This is a genomic window from Actinoplanes sp. NPDC049548 (assembly GCF_040676695.1).
Classification (GTDB): Bacteria; Actinomycetota; Actinomycetes; order Mycobacteriales; family Micromonosporaceae; genus Actinoplanes.
In genome coordinates this window covers 353711-369553 of the sequence record NZ_JBFAPM010000007.1, presented here as the reverse complement: position 1 = coordinate 369553, position 15843 = coordinate 353711, and the positions used below count along the sequence as shown (strand labels likewise).

15 protein-coding genes are annotated in these 15843 nt (G+C 71.4%); 7 read left to right on the top strand and 8 right to left on the bottom strand.

What is annotated here, in order from left to right; genetic code table 11:
• Window positions 1–130: 130 nt before the first annotated feature.
• The 3 genes from AB0J80_RS17340 (at window position 131) to AB0J80_RS17330 (ending at window position 4384) form a co-directional block, all read left to right on the top strand.
• Window positions 131–760 carry a DNA-3-methyladenine glycosylase gene (locus AB0J80_RS17340; protein ID WP_364705630.1) on the top strand — a complete coding sequence of 210 codons (630 nt, stop codon included), beginning with the start codon at window positions 131–133 and terminating at the stop codon, window positions 758–760.
• An 11-nt stretch (window positions 761–771) separates the two neighbouring features.
• A complete protein-coding gene (locus AB0J80_RS17335; RefSeq protein WP_364705628.1) occupies window positions 772–1206 on the top strand; it encodes a hypothetical protein in 435 nt (144 codons plus the stop codon).
• An 85-nt stretch (window positions 1207–1291) separates the two neighbouring features.
• Complete coding sequence (locus AB0J80_RS17330; RefSeq protein ID WP_364705627.1) at window positions 1292–4384, top strand: GH92 family glycosyl hydrolase; 3093 nt, start codon at window positions 1292–1294, stop codon at window positions 4382–4384.
• A 56-nt stretch (window positions 4385–4440) separates the two neighbouring features.
• Here AB0J80_RS17330 and AB0J80_RS17325 read toward each other — a convergent pair whose 3' ends face one another.
• The 5 genes from AB0J80_RS17325 to AB0J80_RS17305 all read right to left on the bottom strand — a co-directional run bounded on the left by AB0J80_RS17325 (window position 4441) and on the right by AB0J80_RS17305 (window position 9024).
• Window positions 4441–6087, bottom strand: a complete 1647-nt coding sequence (locus AB0J80_RS17325) for an alkaline phosphatase D family protein (RefSeq protein WP_364705625.1) — start codon at window positions 6085–6087, stop codon at window positions 4441–4443.
• A gap of 75 nt (window positions 6088–6162) precedes the next feature.
• Window positions 6163–6576, bottom strand: a complete 414-nt coding sequence (locus tag AB0J80_RS17320) for a CBS domain-containing protein (protein WP_364705623.1) — start codon at window positions 6574–6576, stop codon at window positions 6163–6165.
• Between the two features lie 45 nt (window positions 6577–6621).
• Complete coding sequence (locus AB0J80_RS17315; RefSeq protein ID WP_364705622.1) at window positions 6622–7491, bottom strand: NAD(P)H-hydrate dehydratase; 870 nt, start codon at window positions 7489–7491, stop codon at window positions 6622–6624.
• On the bottom strand, window positions 7475–8203 hold the full coding sequence (locus AB0J80_RS17310) for a histidine phosphatase family protein (RefSeq protein ID WP_364705620.1): 729 nt from the start codon (window positions 8201–8203) through the stop codon (window positions 7475–7477). Before AB0J80_RS17310 ends, AB0J80_RS17315 begins: the two co-directional genes overlap by 17 nt.
• Window positions 8204–8313: 110 nt before the next feature.
• The gene (locus tag AB0J80_RS17305) at window positions 8314–9024 is read right to left on the bottom strand and encodes an SDR family oxidoreductase (protein WP_364705618.1); all 711 of its coding nucleotides are present in this window, start codon (window positions 9022–9024) and stop codon (window positions 8314–8316) included.
• A gap of 58 nt (window positions 9025–9082) precedes the next feature.
• On the opposite strand from AB0J80_RS17305, the gene AB0J80_RS17300 reads away from it, so the two are divergent.
• The 3 genes from AB0J80_RS17300 to AB0J80_RS17290 all read left to right on the top strand — a co-directional run bounded on the left by AB0J80_RS17300 (window position 9083) and on the right by AB0J80_RS17290 (window position 10914).
• Complete coding sequence (locus AB0J80_RS17300) at window positions 9083–9445, top strand: MerR family transcriptional regulator (protein ID WP_364705617.1); 363 nt, start codon at window positions 9083–9085, stop codon at window positions 9443–9445.
• 81 nt (window positions 9446–9526) lie between these two features.
• Complete coding sequence (locus AB0J80_RS17295) at window positions 9527–9835, top strand: barstar family protein (RefSeq protein ID WP_364705615.1); 309 nt, start codon at window positions 9527–9529, stop codon at window positions 9833–9835.
• Between the two features lie 101 nt (window positions 9836–9936).
• Window positions 9937–10914 carry a sulfite exporter TauE/SafE family protein gene (locus AB0J80_RS17290; RefSeq protein WP_364705613.1) on the top strand — a complete coding sequence of 326 codons (978 nt, stop codon included), beginning with the start codon at window positions 9937–9939 and terminating at the stop codon, window positions 10912–10914.
• A gap of 82 nt (window positions 10915–10996) precedes the next feature.
• Here AB0J80_RS17290 and AB0J80_RS17285 read toward each other — a convergent pair whose 3' ends face one another.
• Entirely contained in the window at window positions 10997–11647 is a 651-nt protein-coding gene (locus tag AB0J80_RS17285) for a hypothetical protein (RefSeq protein ID WP_364705612.1), read from the bottom strand.
• A 254-nt stretch (window positions 11648–11901) separates the two neighbouring features.
• Window positions 11902–13332, bottom strand: coding sequence for an argininosuccinate lyase (gene argH / locus AB0J80_RS17280; RefSeq protein WP_364705611.1), 1431 nt, complete (start codon window positions 13330–13332; stop codon window positions 11902–11904).
• 49 nt (window positions 13333–13381) lie between these two features.
• Between argH and dapE the strand changes: the two genes are divergently transcribed.
• On the top strand, window positions 13382–14449 hold the full coding sequence (gene dapE, locus AB0J80_RS17275) for a succinyl-diaminopimelate desuccinylase (protein WP_364705610.1): 1068 nt from the start codon (window positions 13382–13384) through the stop codon (window positions 14447–14449).
• A 156-nt stretch (window positions 14450–14605) separates the two neighbouring features.
• Here dapE and argG read toward each other — a convergent pair whose 3' ends face one another.
• Window positions 14606–15838: an argininosuccinate synthase gene (argG, locus tag AB0J80_RS17270; RefSeq protein WP_364705608.1), complete on the bottom strand. Its 1233-nt coding sequence runs from the start codon at window positions 15836–15838 to the stop codon at window positions 14606–14608.
• Window positions 15839–15843: the final 5 nt, after the last annotated feature.

The window sequence follows — 15843 nt, the reverse complement described above, 5'->3', positions numbered from 1 at the left end:
GCCGTCTCGAGTTCGGGCCGACCCGTCCCATCGGCCCCTACCGCCCGGGCGGCACCTGCGGACCGGTCAAGCGCCGCCGCCCGAAAGGGCCGACGCGGCCGACGAGCTGAGGCTGTGCTTCGCTGGTGACGTGACGTATCCCTGGCTCCAGCTTCCCGCGGACAAGGTCGACGAGGCGGCCCGGCAGCTGCTCGGATGGCGGCTGACGGCCGGCGGCGTGACCGTACGCCTGACCGAGGTCGAGGCGTACAGCGGCCTCGGCAGGGACCCGGCCAGCCACGCCCATCGCGGGGTGACGAACCGCAACGAGGTCATGTTCGGCCCGGCCGGCTTCCTGTACGTCTACCAGATCTACGGCATGCACTTCTGCGCCAACGTGGTGTGCGGCGAGGCCGGCGTGGCCTCGGCGGTGCTGCTGCGCGCCGGGGAGGTCGTCGACGGGCTGGAGCTCGCGCGCGAGCGCCGGCGTACCGCCCGGGACCGCGACCTCGCCTCGGGGCCGGCGAAGCTGATGCAGGTGCTGGCGATCGATCGCCGCGCCAACGGCACCTCGGTCGTGGACGGCTCCGGTCCCGCCACGCTGCACGAGCCGGACGGGCCGGTGGGCATCGTCGAGGCGGGGCCACGGGTGGGGGTGACCGCCGCGCACGACGTGCCGTGGCGGTTCTGGATCGCGGGGGATCCGACCGTGAGCGCGTACCGGCGTCACGTTCCGCGTAAAAAGCCGGAACGGCCCGTGCCGGAGGGATCCGGGCGCTAACGTCCGGGTCGGTGATCTCTCGTCGCTTGTTGCTGCTGCTGGACGTGCTGTGCCTGGCCGGCGTCCTGTGGTGTGCCGTGCTGATCGCCGGGTTGCTGCGCGGCGGGACGGCCGTGCCGACCGGGCTCGCGGTCACCGTCGCCGCCCTGCTGGTGCTGCCCGGCTTCACCGCCGGGATCGTCACGAACCGGCGGGCCCTGCGCGGGCGGAGGCCGCAGAGCTGGTTCATCCGCGAGGTGTGGGCGCCGCCGGTGGAGCTGCCGCGCTGGGCGCTGACCGCTGCCGGGGTCGTGCTGCTGGCCTTCTGGATCGCCGGGATCAGCGCCCTGGCCGGGGACCGGGGCGCCGACGAGCAGCGGTTCGCGCTGGGCGTGCTCGGCGGCGTCGGCACCGGCGGGACGGCGATGGCCGCCGCGACGCTGCTCCGCCGCCGCCGCAGATATTGACAACTGGTTATATAGCCGTGCTTCTATAAGTGCGATCCTGTGACAACGTTGTCACCTTTTGTTCGCACGAAGGGACGGCACCCCCATGCTCCGTACCCTCGCCGCGGCGGTCCTCCTCACCGCCGCAGCCCTCTCCGTTCCACAAGCGGCGTCCGCCGCCGACCTGAACCTCACCCAGTACGTCAACCCGCTCGTCGGCACCGACGACAGCAACTCCCCCAACCCGGTCGGCGGCGGCGCCGGCGGCAGCACCTTCCCCGGCGCCACCGTGCCGTTCGGGATGGTGCAGTTCAGCCCCGACACCCCCACCGCGTCCCCGTCCGGCTACCGCGACCGCGACCGGACCATCGAGTCGTTCAGCCTGACCCACTTCAACGGCGCCGGCTGCCCCAACAACGAGGACATCCCGATCCTGCCGATCACCGGCAACCTCGGCTCCTCCCCCGGCTCGGCCTGGACGAGCTACGCCTCGGCGTACACGAAGTCCAACGAGGTCGCCTCGCCCGGCTACTACAAGAACCGGCTCGACAAGTACGGCGTGGACGTCGAACTGAGCGCCACCACCCGCACCGGCGCGCTGCGACTGGCCTACCCCTCGAGCACCACCGCGCGGGTCCTGATCAACGCCAGCCGTTCCGCGACCGGCGACCGCGACGGCAACGTCACCATCAGCGGCAACCGCGTCTGGGGCGAGCACACCGCCGGCGGCTTCTGCGGCGGCAGGACGTTCAAGATGTACTACTCGATCCTGTTCGACCGCACGCCCACCGGCTTCGGCACCTTCAACGGCGGCTCGGTCAACGCCGGATCCACCACCACGAGCGGTACGCAGACCGGCGCGTACGTCACCTTCGACACCACCTCGAACGCGGTCGTCAACGCCACCGTCGGCATCTCGTTCGTCAGCGTGGCCAACGCGCAGAACAACGCCACCGCCGAGGCCGCGAGCTTCGCGACCGTCCGCACCAACGCGAACAGCGCCTGGAACACCGCGCTCAACCGCATCCAGGTCAGCGGCGGCAGCACCACCGACCTGCAGAAGTTCTACACGGCGCTGTACCACGTGCTGCAGAACCCGAACATCTCCAGCGACACCAACGGGCAGTACCGGGGCTTCGACAACGCGGTGCACACCGCCTCGCACCCGGTGTACCAGAACTACTCCGGCTGGGACATCTACCGGTCGTGGGCGGCGCTCGTCGCGTTCATCGCCCCGGACGTCATGAGCGACATCGTCAAGTCGATGGTCCTGGACGGCCAGCAGGGCGGCCTGCTGCCCAAGTGGTCGCACCAGACCGTGGAGGACTTCGTCATGCCCGGCGACCCCGGGCCGATCATCGTGGCCAGCGCGTACGCGTTCGGCGTCCGCGGCTTCGACACCGCGGCCGCGCTGGCGCTGATGAAGAAGAGCGCGACCGGTGGCAGCACGCAGGGCATCGTCCTGCGGGGCAACGAGGGCGCGTACGAGGCCAACCAGTTCATCCCCGGCAACCCCTCGGAGACCCTCGAGTATGCGTCCTCGGACTTCGCCATCGCGCAGTTCGCCAAGGCGACGGGCGACACCGCGGCCTACAACACGTACAGCACCCACTCGCAGTACTGGCGCAGCCTGTTCAACGGCGAGTCGTCGTACATCCACACCCGCGAGAGCGGCGGTGGCTGGCGGCAGCCGCTGAACCCGGCGCAGGAGAGCCCGTACGTCGAGGGCAACGCGGCCCAGTACACCTGGATGGTCCCGCACAACCTCGGCGCGCTGGTCACCCTGATGGGCGGCCCGTCCACCGCGGTGCAGCGCCTCGACCACCACTTCACCGAGCTCAACGGCGGGCTCGTGCGGCCGTACTTCTACATCGGCAACGAGCCCGAGCACAACGTGCCGTGGACGTACAACGCCGCGCGCAAGCCGGCGGGGGCCAGCGACGCCGTCCGCCGCGTGATGGCCGAGTCGTTCACCACCGGCGCCGGCGGCCTGCCCGGCAACGACGACCTCGGTGCCACCTCCGCGTGGTACGTCTGGTCGGCGCTGGGCTTCTACCCGGTCACCCCGGGCGCGGACACACTGGCGGTGCACGGCGCCCTGTTCCCGAGCGTGCTGATCCAGCGCCCGCCGGGCAACGTCACCATCACCGGCGGCAGCGCCACCAACCGCTACGTGCAGACCCTGACGGTGGACGGCACCGCGACCAGTCACAGCTACTTCCGGTACGGCGACATCGCCGACGGCGGCACCATCGCCTTCACCCAGGGCGGCAGCCCGTCGGCGTGGGGTACGGGCGCGGGCGACGTACCTCCGAGCTTCGGTGACGGGCGCGCCCAGCCGGCGCCCGAGCCGGACCTGGGGGCGAACCTGGCCCAGGGCCGGACGGTGACCGGCTCGGCGGCCTGCAACAGCGCGGAGTCCCCGGCCAAGGCCGTCGACGGCGCGATCGCGGGCAACAGCAAGTTCTGCTCGGGTTCGGCGCCGCAGCTGCAGGTCGACCTCGGCTCGGCGCGCACGGTGAGCTCCTTCGTCGTCAAGCACGCGGGGCTCGGCGGCGAGCAGACCGGGTGGAACACCGGCGCGTACACGATCTCCACGAGCACCGACGGCACCACCTGGAGCAACGCGGTCACCGTGACCGGCTCCAGGGCCAGCCGGACGTACACGCCGATCTCCGCGCGGACCGCGCGCTACGTGCGGTTCGAGACCAGCCAGCCGGCCAACGACGGCAGCGGCGTGGCGCGCATCTACGAGCTGGAGGTGTACGGCAGCAGCAGCGCCCCGGCCGACCTCGCCCTGCGCCGCCCGGCCGCCGCCGACTCGTCGTGCGCGGCGGACGAGGGCGCGGACAAGGCGTTCAACGGCAGCTGGCTCACCGGCTGGAACGACAAGTGGTGCTCGCAGGGCGCCACCAAGTGGGTGCAGACCGACCTCGGCAGCCGCCAGCGGATCTCCACCGTGGTCGTCCGGCACGCCGGCGCGGGCGGCGAGTACCCGGCCTGGAACACGCGCGACTTCGACGTCCAGACCTCGGACGACGGGTCGTCCTGGACCACCCGGGCGCAGGTCCGTGGCAACACGGCGGACTCGACCTCGACAACGGTGAACGTCGATGCCCGGTATCTTCGTATATCCGTGGTGACGCCCGCCTCCGACGGGAACACGGCGGCGCGGATCTACGAAGTGCTGGTGAACTAGGGGGGTCCAGTCCCCGGGGTGGGGATCGGGTCCCGCGATCCCCACCCCGGGCCCGCTCAGGACGGCGCGGACTCCTTGCGGATCTTCGAGGAGCCCGTGCCGACCGACCAGCCGGTCACCCATTTCGCCACCGTGTCGCGCTTGGTCCGGTCGGCCAGGTGGTACCAGTCCATCCGGCAGCGGTCGGTGGTCACCTCCAGGACGCCGAAGCCGTGCCCATCGGTCTCCACCCACTTGACGTGCGGGTTCGTCGCCCGGATCAGGTCGGCGGCGAGCCGGCTCAACGGCCCGCCGGGCGCGCTGTGCAGGAAGTCGTCGAGGTTGTCGCTGGTCACCGACGGCACCACGAACTCGGCGGCGGCCGGGTTCTTCGCGCCGGTGTCCTTGGTGGTCAGCTCGTTCGCCCACGAGGTGTGGATGTCGCCGGTCAGGAAGACGACGTCCCGGGTCTTCGCGGCCCGCAGCGCGTCGACGAGCCGCTCGCGGTCGGCGTTGTAGCCGTCCCACTGGTCCGGGTTGAGCACCACCCCGTTGTCCGGGATGCCCAGCAGGTCGCCGAGCGGGCCCAGCAGCCAGGCCGGCAGGGTGGCCAGGTCCACCCGGGAGATCATCACCGGGTTGCCGACCAGCTTCCACCTCGCCGTGCTGCCGACCAGCCCCTCGGTGAGCCACTGCAGCTGGTCGCCGCCGGCGATCGTCCGGTCCGGGTCGTCGATGTCGTCACCGTCGGTGCCGGTGACCTGCTTCGACCGGTACGAGCGCAGGTCCAGCATGGACAGCTCGAGGAGGTTGCCGTAACGCAGCCGCCGGTAGATGTGACCGTCGGCGCCCAGCCGCACCGGCATCCACTCCGCGTACGCCTGCCGCGACGCCGCCTTGCGCGCGCCGAAGTCCCCCTCGGTGGCCGGGGTGTGGTTCTCGGCGCCGCCGCTCCACATGTCGTTGGCGACCTCGTGGTCGTCCCAGGTGATGATCCACGGCACCGAGGCGTGCAGCGCCTGCAGGTCCGGGTCGGTCTTGTGCAGGGCGTGCCGGATCCGGTAGTCGGCCAGCGTGACGATCTCGTGCTCCGGCTTCGTGGGGCGCACCACCTTGCCGCCGGCGGTGAACTCGCCGGTGCCGTACTCGTAGATGTAGTCGCCCAGGTGCACCACGAGGTTGAGGTCGCCGCGCTCGGCGAGGTGCCGGTAGGCGGCGAAGTAGCCGCCCTCCCAGTTGGCGCAGGAGACGACGCCCATCCGCAGCCGGCTGATCGCGGCGTCCGTCGCGGGCGCGGTCATCGTGCGGCCCACCGGCGACCAGGCCCCGCCATAGCCGAAGCGGAACCAGTAGGTGGTGGCGGGTGCCAGCCCGGCGACGTCGACCTTGACGGTGTGGTCGCGGGCCGGGCCGGTGCGGACCTCGCCGGACTGCACGACGGCGGCGAACCCGGCGTCGGCGGCGATCTGCCAGGTGACGGTGACCTCGGGCCCGTTGCCCGAGCCGGGCACGGACTCGGCGGTGGGAGTCACCCGGGTCCAGAGCAGGATGCCGCCCGGCAGCGGATCACCGGAGGCGACACCGTGCTGGAAGGCGCCGGGAGCGGCGTGGGCCTCGCCGGGCAGGGTCGCCGCGGCGACGAGACCTGCGCCGGCGGAGAGGCCGGCGAGACGCAGGAGGGTGCGGCGGTCCACCGCACCCTCAGCGTGGGGAATGACAGTCATGCAGCTCTATCTATCAGAGCGTGTCGCTGTCGGGACCCCGATCAGACGGATATTCGACCGTGGTTCGCCCGGGAGTCACTCGGAGATCGCGTCGATCAGGTCCCCGACCGGGCGGTCCGGCAGCGCGCGGGCCACGTCGGCCACCGCGACGATGCCGACCAGCTGGTGACCGTCGATCACCGGGAGCCGCCGCACCTTGTGCTCCGACATGGTGCGCAGGATCTCCGCGGCGTCGTCGTCGGCGCCGATCGTCACCGGCTTGCCCTGGCCGAACTCGCCGGCGGTGCAGTCGCCCGGGTTCCGGTTCTTGGCCAGGGCCTTCACCACGATGTCGCGGTCGGTGAGCATCCCCTTGAGCCGGTTGTCCTCGCCGCAGATGGGCAGCGAGCCGACGCCCAGGTCGGCCATCCTGCGGGCGGCCTCCGCCAGGCTCTCCTTCTCGCCGACGCAGGTGACGTCGGGGGTCATGATGTCGCGGGCGGTGGGCATGATGGAACTCCCTTCTCTGCCGTTGTATCGAAGCTCGTACCCGCTTCAGACCGTCGCAATCGTGTAGGCCACCTCGTCCACGAGCTCGCGCGCCAGGAACCCGGTACGCCCGTAGCGCGGCGCCAGCCGCTGCCCGCTGACCGCGTGCGCGAACGCACCCCAGCAGGCCGCCTGGGCCGGATCGGCGCCCCGCCCGAGCAGCCCGGCCACGATCCCGGCGCGCACGTCACCGCTGCCGGAGGTGCCGAGGCCGGCGTCGCCGCTCTCCTCCCGCCAGGCCCGGCCGTCGGGGGCGGCGATGTGGCCGTACAGCGAGACGGTGCAGTCGTAGCGGCGCGCCAGCTCCATCGCCTCGGCGGCCAGGTCGTCGCGCGGCTCGCGGCCCAGCAGGTGCTCGGCCTCGGTGACGTTCGGGGTGAGGACCACCCGCTGCGAACGCCCGGCGAGCAGGTCCTGCTCCTTGCTGAGGGCGCCCAGGGCGTACGCGTCCAGCACGACGGCCGCCTCCTTGCCGGCCGCGTCGAGCACCCGGTGCAGCAGCCGCGCGGTCTCGTCGACGTCGTCCAGGCCCGGCCCGAGCGCCAGCACGTCGGCGCCCGCGGCGAGCTCGAGCAGCTGCTCGGGCACGTCCCCGGAGACCGAGCCGCCGTCCGTCTCGGGCAGCCCCACGACCTTCGCCTCGGGCACGGCGATGCTCAGCGCCGTCGCGGTCGAGGCGGTCACGGCCAGCTGCAGCCGCCCGGCCCCGGCCCGCAGCGCCGCCACCCCGGCGAGCAGCACGGCACCGGGCGTGAACCGGGAACCGCCGACCACCAGCACGGTGCCCCGCGACTCCTTGTCCCCCTGCGGGTCGGGCAGCGGCCACTCCCGCAGCAACCGCGGGGTGATGACCTGCTCGTCAGACCGGCTCGGCATCGACGTCCTCCTGCTTCGTGGCCGGCGCGCCCTCCCGGTGCAGGTGCACGACCTCGTTGAACAGCTCGGCCCGCAACGTCCCGTCATGCCGCCGCCAGGCACTGATCGAACAGTTCGCGATCGTCGTGGCGTGCGCGATCTCCATCAGCTCGGCCTCGCTGAGCTGCTCGGCCAGGTAGCGCACGAGCAGAACGGTCGCCTCGTGCGCGAACAGCACGACCCGGCCGTCGGGGTGGTCCTCCCGCAGCTCACGCAGCAGGGCCCGCAGCCGCAGCAGCACGTCCGCCCACGACTCCCCGCCGGGCGGCCGGTAGTAGAACTTGCCGAGCCGGGCCCGGCGGGCGAACTCGTCCGGCAGCCGGGCCTGCACACCCCGCCCGGTGAGCAGGTCCAGGACGCCGAGCTCCCGGTCCCGCAGCCGCTCGTCGACGACCATCGGGATCCCGCTGCCCTCCAGCGCCAGCCCGGCCGTCTGCCGCGTCCGCAGGTACGGCGACACGACCGCGATCTCGGGCCGCTCGTCCGGGGGCAGCCCGGTGAGCCACTTGCCGACCGCCTGCGCCTGCTCGCGCCCGGTGTCGGACAGGGGGACGTCGGCGTCGCGCTCCGGAATGTCGATGGCCTCCAGGCCGCCGGTCTCCGCCGCTTCGGCGATCACGTTGCCGGTGCTCTGGCCATGTCGGACGACCGCCAGCCACTGCAGTTGCTCCATGGCCGCCTCTTTACCCGCCGAGGCCAGGGCTACGCGGCGATCAGCGATCCAGCCGGACGTCCCCGTCACCGTCGATCTGCAGGATCTCGCCGACCCCACCAGCCTCACAGTCAGCCGAAGAGCGCAGCGGGGATGTCGGCGTAGAAGAGGGCGGGGTCGCGGGAAAGGGAAGCCTTGACCTTGGCGGTGGGGGCGTCGGCGATCACCTCGAGGGCGCCCGCTTCCAGGCCGTCCAGGGCCTTGGCGACCACCTCGTGCGGCGGAAGCTTGGGGATGTCGTAGGCGGCCATCATGTCGGTGTCGGCTATTGCCAGCGCCAAGGCGGTGACCTGGGTCTTCTGGTCGGCCAGCTCGAGCCTGACGCCGTTGGTGAGCGACCATTCCGCGGCCTTCGACGCGGCGTAGCCGTTGCTGGCGGGTGCGAAGGTGTACCAGCTCAGCGCCGAGATCACGGTGAGGATGGCGCCGCCGGCGAGCCGGGGGGCGAAGGCGCGGGTGACGTTGAGGGTGCCCCAGAAGTTGGTCTCGAACTCACGGCGGACATTGTCCGTGGAGGGGCCGAGCAGCGGGGCGTCCGTGGAGATGCCGGCGTTGTTGATCAGGATGTCGAGGTCGCCGACCTCGGCCGCCGCGGCCTCGATCGATGCCGCATCGGTGAGGTCGAGCCGGAGCGGGACGACGCCGGGGATGTCGATGCGGTCGGGGCGGCGGGCGGTGGCGTAGACGGTGGCGGCGCCGCGGGCCAGGAGAGCCTCGGCGAACGCCCTGCCGAGACCGCGGTTGGCGCCGGTCACGAGTGCCTTTGTGCCGTTGATCTGCATGCCGCTACGCTAAAACCTCACGTTGACGTCAGAGGCAAGTAGTGCGAGGCGGGTCACTGTGCGGATCGGGGACTTGGCGACCAGAACGCGGGTGAGTGTGCGGGCCCTGCGGTACTACGAGGAGCAGGGGCTGCTGGCCTCGACGCGAAGCGTGAGCGGGCAGCGGCTCTATGCGGACGCGGCGGTCAGTCGGGTGCGGCTCATTCAGCAGTTGTACGGCGCGGGACTGTCCAGCAAGACGATCGCCGAGCTCCTGCCGTGCGTCGACGCCAAGGTGAGCACGCCGGAGTCGCGGGAACGGCTGGCCGCGGAGCGGGACCGGATCAACGCCCAGATCGCCGAGCTGGTCATCGCCCGGGACAGACTCAACGACATCATCGAGATGACCTCGAAGCCCAACCCGGAGTGCGCCTACGAGTGAGCGTGGATCCGCCGGGCGCCGTCGCGTCATCGCGACCGTGCACACGGTCGAGAGCTTCGACCCCGAGGCGAGGGAGGCCAAGTGAGCAATGTTCTCGTCGTCGACGTGCGGGGCAGAAGAATCGAGACGCTCGACGACTTCTGGGATGCGGTGGCCGAACCCTGCGGGCTCCCGGCCTGGTTCGGGCGCAACCTCGAGGCCTGGCGCGACACGATTCAGGGAAGAGGGATCTCGGAGGTCATCGACCGGCACGACGCGCTCGTCGTCCACGTCGATCGAGCGGGTCTCTTCGCCCGGGCCGACCGCGAGGCCCGGGCGTTGCGAGCAACCTTCGCCGGCCGCCGCTCGCGACTCGTCGTTCATCAGCCGCCACCTGCCGACGCCGACTGACCGGCCCTCGCGTTCCACCTACTGAGAGGCTGGCAGCAAAACTCCATAAAGTCGACCCAGTTAGTAGACAAGGCAGGGATTCTCGCCCAGACTCGGGAGCCATGGATCTCACCCTGGCGCTCGCCGGACTCGGCGTCGGCATCGTGGTCGGGCTCACCGGCATGGGCGGCGGCGCCCTGATGACGCCCATCCTCGTGCTGGTCTTCGGCATTCCGCCGGTGGCCGCCGTCTCCAGCGACCTCGCCGCCAGCGCCGTGATGAAGCCCTTCGGCGGCTGGGTGCACGCCCGGCGCGGCACGGTGAACTGGAGGCTCGTGGGGTGGCTGTGCGCGGGCAGCGTGCCCAGTGCCTTCTGCGGGGTGCTCCTGCTGCGGCTGCTCGGCGACGACGAGACCGTGCAGCACACGATCAAGATCTCGCTGGGGGTGGCGCTGCTGCTCGCCGCCGGCGGCATGCTGCTCAAGGCCTGGGTGTCCCGCCGCCAGCCCGAGGGACCGGCCGCCCCCATCACGGTACGCCCGGTGCCCACGCTCCTGGTCGGCGTCGGGGGCGGGCTCATCGTGGGGCTGACCAGCGTCGGGTCCGGTTCGCTGATCATCGTGGCGCTGCTGGCGCTCTACCCGAAGCTGCGCGCGAACGATCTCGTCGGCACCGACCTGGTGCAGGCCATTCCGCTGGTGCTGTCGGCGGCGCTGGGGCACGCGTTCTTCGGCGACCTCAAGCTGGACCTGGCCGCCGCGGTCCTGCTCGGGTCCATCCCCGGGGTGCTGATCGGGGCGCGGATCTCGTCCCGCGCGCCGGGCGGGATCGTGCGGACCGCGCTCGTGGTGGTGCTGCTCGCCAGCTCGCTCAAGCTCCTGGACGTGCCGACCGCCACGGTCGGGATCGTCACCGGCCTGGCGGTCGTCGCCGCGGTGGTGCTCGCGGGCATCCAGCGCGCTCGACGCTCCGCCGCGACCACCGCGAGCGCGACAACTGCCGGCGAGACGGACGTGGCCGAGCGGCTGCGGGTCCCCGCCGGGGCGGCGATTCCCCCGCAGCCGGTCGGCGTCGCCCGCGAGCACGACGCCGCCGGCTGAACCCCTCAGGACACCATCAGAGGGCGCATCTGCGGCGAAGGCCGTTGATGACGTTCAGTGCATGGTGATCCATGGGACGGATCTACCGGCACGGCGGCTGATAGCCGTCGATGCGCAGGCCGTCGAACTCGATCGTGTTGGGGGTCTTGCCCACGAACACGAGTCCGCGCGCCTCGACCAGGGCTTCCGCGAACGGGTACGCGGGCGCGCCCAGTTCCGGCAGGGTGCTCCAGTGGTCGGCGGCGAAGCTGAAGAACCTGGTGACGGTCCTGCCACCGGTTGCCGGGATCAGGGTGAGCCATTTGTCGCCGCCGCTCCAGTGCGACGCCGGGCGCAGCTGCACGTACAGGTCGTCGGTGGCGCGGTAGGTCAGCCAGAACCCCTTGGACGACGACAAGTCGACCTGCGCCTCGAACTGGTTGGCCAGCCAGACCACCAGCACGTGCCATTCGTCGTTGACGAACGTCGCCTTCGCGGCGTACCCGGCGTCGCCGCGTGGCACCAGCAGGCTGCCGGTCGCCGGCACCGTGGTCCCCTCGCCGCTGGCCAACCATTGCTGCAGCCGGTCGATGGAGGGGGTCGAGCACTCGACCGGAGCGCTGGTGTGCACGGGAGGGTGGGGGCGCACGGAAGCAGACGACACGAGCGGACGGGCGACGGTCACCGTTCCGAGAGCGAGAACGGGCAGCGCCAGTGCGGTCCCCAGCAGTACCCGCCGACCTGATGTGATCACGTCATTCCTCTCCATGACGAGCCCCGCGCCGACAAGTGGCGCGGGTTGGCCGCAAACGGCGGCCGACCTCGTTCATGCAATCAGCCGGATGGCGTCGGATCACGTCCCGGGCGATGGAGGGTGCGTAGGTTGATGCGCTTTTGCCCGCCCGTACCACGACCCTCAAGAATCCCTTAAGCCGGCCGGAAAGCGTCTCAGGGGCGGTGAAAAAGGAAAGACACCATTCAGGGAATGGTGTCTTTCCTGGTGCACGTTCAGCGGGGAACGACCCGTTCGATCGCCCACTCGCGCCAGCCGTCGAGCTTGTCGGAGGCCGTCTGGAGCTGGTCGGCCACCGGGCCGGGCCCGGTCGACCCCGGCGTGGTGCGTCCGGCCAGCGCGCTGCGGACCGACAGCACCTGGCGTACGGAGGGGTCGAGGTGCTCGCTGACCGTCTTCAGGTCGTCGTCGGTGACGTCCTCGAGCTCGCACTCGCGGGCCGCGCACAGGGCGACCAGCCGGCCGGTGATCTCGTGCGCGTCGCGGAACGGCACGCCCTTGCGGACCAGCCAGTCGGCCACCTCCGTGGCGAGGGAGAAGCCGACCGGGGCCGCCGCGGCGAGCTTGTCCACCCGTACCGTCATCGTCGAGATCATCCCGGCCAGAGCCGGCAGCAGGAGCTGCAGGGTGTCCACCGCGTCGAAGACGGGTTCCTTGTCCTCCTGCATGTCCCGGTCGTAGGTGAGCGGCAGGCCCTTCAGCATGGTGAGGACCGCGACCAGGCCGCCGATGAGCCGGCCGGCCTTGCCCCGGGCCAGCTCGGCGATGTCGGCGTTCTTCTTCTGCGGCATGATCGACGAGCCGGTGGCGAACGCGTCGTCGAGGATGACCCAGCCGAACTCCGTGGAGGTCCAGAGCACCACCTCCTCGCCGAGGCGGGACAGGTGCACGCCGATGAGGCTGGTGATGAAGAGGAACTCGGCCACGAAGTCGCGGTCCGAGACGCCGTCCATGGAGTTCTGCACCGGGGCCTTGAAACCCAGCTCCTTGGCCACGGCGGCCGGGTCGAGCGGCAGCGACGAGCCCGCCAGCGCACCCGAGCCGAGCGGGGAGATCGCCGTACGCTCGTCCCAGTCCCGCAGCCGTTCCAGGTCGCGCAGCAGCGGCTGGACGTGGGCGAGCAGCCAATGGCCGAAGCTCACCGGCTGGGCGTGCTGGACGTGGGTCAGGCCCGGCGCCGGGGTGTCGATGTGCCGGCCGGCCTGCTCCATCAGCGCGTCGGCGAGCTCGACCACGGCGGCGGCCACCCCGCGGGCGTGGTCACGCAGGTAGAGGCGCAGGTCGGTGGCGACCTGGTCGTTGCGGGAGCGGCCCGCGCGCAGCTTGCCGCCGAGTGCGCCGAGGCGCTCCAGCAGGCCTCGTTCGAGCGCGGTGTGCACGTCCTCGTCCTCGACGGTCGGGCGGAACTCCCCCGCCGCGCACGCCGACTCGAGGTCGTCGAGGGCGGCCAGCATCTTCCCCAGCTCGTCGGCGTCCAACAGCCCGGCGCCGGCGAGCACCCGCGCGTGCGCCCGGGAGCCGGCGATGTCGTACGGCGCCAGCCGCCAGTCGAAGTGCACGCTGACGCTCAGGCGGGCCAGCGCGTCGGCCGGTCCACCGGCGAACCGGCCACCCCACAGCCTGGTCGGACCTTCGGTCTCCGGCACTGCTCACTCCTTCGAAATCCGTTCGGGGCCCGGCGATAGGGTCGACCCCATGACCCTCGACCTGCACGATGATGTTGTCTCACTGACCCGCGCGCTGTGCGACATCCCCTCGGTCAGCGGCTCGGAGGCCGCGATCGCCGACGCGGTGGAGGCCGCGCTGCGCAAGCTCGGGCATCTCGAGGTGCTGCGCGACGGCGACGCCGTGGTGGCGCGGACGCATCTCGGGCGGGACCGGCGCATCGTGCTCGCCGGGCACCTGGACACCGTACCCATCAAGGAGAACCTGCCCACCTGGACCACCGGGGAGGGCGACGCCGAGCTGCTCTACGGCCGCGGCACCTGCGACATGAAGGCCGGCCTGGCCACGCAGCTGCGCATCGCCGCCACCGTCACCGAGCCGCGGCACGACCTCACCTTCGTCTGCTACGACAACGAGGAGGTCGCCTCCGCCAAGAGCGGCCTGGGCCGCCTGGTGCGCAACCACCCGGACTGGCTGGCCGGCGACTTCGCCATCCTCGGCGAGCCGTCCAACGCCGGCGTCGAGGGCGGCTGCCAGGGCACCATGCGTGTGCGGATCACGCTCAAGGGCAAGGCCGCGCACTCGGCGCGCTCCTGGGCGGGAGTCAACGCCATCCACGCCGCCGCGCCCGTGCTGGCGATCCTCAACGCGTACGAGCCGCGGCGGGTGGTGGTCGACGGCCTCGAATACCGCGAGGGCCTCAACGCGGTTAACGTCCAGGGCGGCATCGCCGGCAACGTGATCCCGGACGAGTGCGTCATCGACATCAACCACCGGTTCGCACCGGACCGCAGCATCGACGACGCCTACGCCCACCTCCAGGAGGTCTTCGCCGGTTACGAGCTGGAGCTGCGCGACAAGGCGTCGGCCGCGCGCCCGGGCCTCGACCTGCCGGCCGCCGCGGAGTTCGTGGCCATGGTGGGCCGCGAACCGGTGGCGAAGTACGGCTGGACGGACGTGGCGCGCTTCGCCGAGCTGGGCATCCCGGCCGTCAACTACGCCCCCGGCGACCCGCTGCTGGCCCACACCGACAACGAGCACGTCCCCGTCGCGCAGATCCGCGAGGTCGAGCGCGTGCTCACCGCCTGGTTGAGCTGAGGTCCCAACATCCACTACGGGCGCAACCAGAGTCGCACTGCGCCCGCCGATGTCGAGGGCGCCGAAACGGACAAGGCGCCCTTTGCCGTGGTCCGTTTCGGTGCCCTCGACATCGGCTCCCCGGGGCGCAGTGCCCGCCGAGCGAAGCGAGGCCATCTACACAGCGTTCTGGGCGATCGCGCCGGGGATGGCGTACATGTGGGCGAAGGCGCGGGCCTGCTCGCCGGTCCACAGCGACGAGCCGTAGCCGTAGACGACGCCCTGCCGGGTGGCCGCGTCCAGCAGGCTGTGCGGGCTGCGGCTGCCCAGCGGGATCACGTTGCCCTTGACCAGCTTGACCCGGACGTCGCCGGTGACGCGCTGCTGGCTGCTGTCCAGGAAGGCGCGGAAGTCGTCCAGGATCGGGTCGTAGTAGACGGCCTCGTGCAGCAGGTCGCCGTAGGTGGTGCCGAGTGCGGCCTTGGTGGCCTGCTGCCGGTTGCTGAGCACCAGCCGCTCCAGCTCCCGGTGCGCGGCGATCAGCGTCAGCATGCCGGGCGCCTCGAAGCCGACGCGGGCCAGGTTGCCGACCATCGTCGAGCCCATGTGGATGCCGCGGCCGACGCCGTGCTCGGCGGCCAGGACGTTGAGCGCGCGCAGGATCGCGTAGTTCGGCGTGCCGGGGCCGGTGCCCTCGATCGGCGTGCCGTCGGTCGTGGTCGCCGAGACGACCTCGCCCTTGGCGAACGACAGGATCAGCTCGACGCCGTCGGCGGGCGCGTCCGCGATGGACTTCGTGTACGTCCACGCGTCCTCGGGGAGGTAGTCCCAGGAGCCGTACGTCTCCTTGCCGCCGATGGACGTGCCGATCAGGCCCTCGTTGATCGAGTACGTGGTGACCTTCTCCGGCGTCTCGAAGCCACGCTCGCGCAGGTAGTCGCGCTCGTACTCGCGGGTGAGCCGCTCGTCGCGGATCGGGGTGATGATCTCCATCTGCGGGGCGAGCGCGCGGATGACCGAGTCGTAGCGCACGTGGTCCGCTCCCGCGCCGGTCGAGCCGTGCGCGACGGCGTCCGCGCCGTTGTCGATGGCGGCCTGCACGACCTTCTCGGCCTGCACCAGCCGCTCCGCGCCCACGCACGACGGGTAACCGCCGTTGCGCAGGTAGTTCGCCTTGATCGCGTACGTGATGACGCGGGCGTAGAGCTCCTCGCGGGCGTCGATGACGAAGTGCTGCGCCGCGCCCAGCTCCTCCGCCCGCTTGCGGACCACGTCCGCCTCACCGCTGTGCAGTCCGCCGGTGTCGATGTTGGCGGTCAGCACCTCCCAGCCCTGCTCGCGCAGGGAGACGAGGGCGTACGACGTGTCGAGGCCGCCGGAGAACGCGAGGACGATCTTGCGCTTGGACATCAGGT

Excerpts from the sequence above, each read along its gene's own strand:
- AB0J80_RS17330 (WP_364705627.1), top strand. The coding sequence starts at position 1,292 with ATGCTCCGTACCCTCGCCGCGGCGGTCCTCCTCACCGCCGCAGCCCTC.
- argG (WP_364705608.1), bottom strand. The coding sequence starts at position 15,838 with ATGTCCAAGCGCAAGATCGTCCTCGCGTTCTCCGGCGGCCTCGACACG.
- AB0J80_RS17310 (WP_364705620.1), bottom strand. The coding sequence starts at position 8,203 with ATGGAGCAACTGCAGTGGCTGGCGGTCGTCCGACATGGCCAGAGCACC.
- AB0J80_RS17315 (WP_364705622.1), bottom strand. The coding sequence starts at position 7,491 with ATGCCGAGCCGGTCTGACGAGCAGGTCATCACCCCGCGGTTGCTGCGG.
- AB0J80_RS17325 (WP_364705625.1), bottom strand. The coding sequence starts at position 6,087 with ATGACTGTCATTCCCCACGCTGAGGGTGCGGTGGACCGCCGCACCCTC.
- AB0J80_RS17320 (WP_364705623.1), bottom strand. The coding sequence starts at position 6,576 with ATGCCCACCGCCCGCGACATCATGACCCCCGACGTCACCTGCGTCGGC.
- dapE (WP_364705610.1), top strand. The coding sequence starts at position 13,382 with ATGACCCTCGACCTGCACGATGATGTTGTCTCACTGACCCGCGCGCTG.
- AB0J80_RS17305 (WP_364705618.1), bottom strand. The coding sequence starts at position 9,024 with ATGCAGATCAACGGCACAAAGGCACTCGTGACCGGCGCCAACCGCGGT.
- AB0J80_RS17290 (WP_364705613.1), top strand. The coding sequence starts at position 9,937 with ATGGATCTCACCCTGGCGCTCGCCGGACTCGGCGTCGGCATCGTGGTC.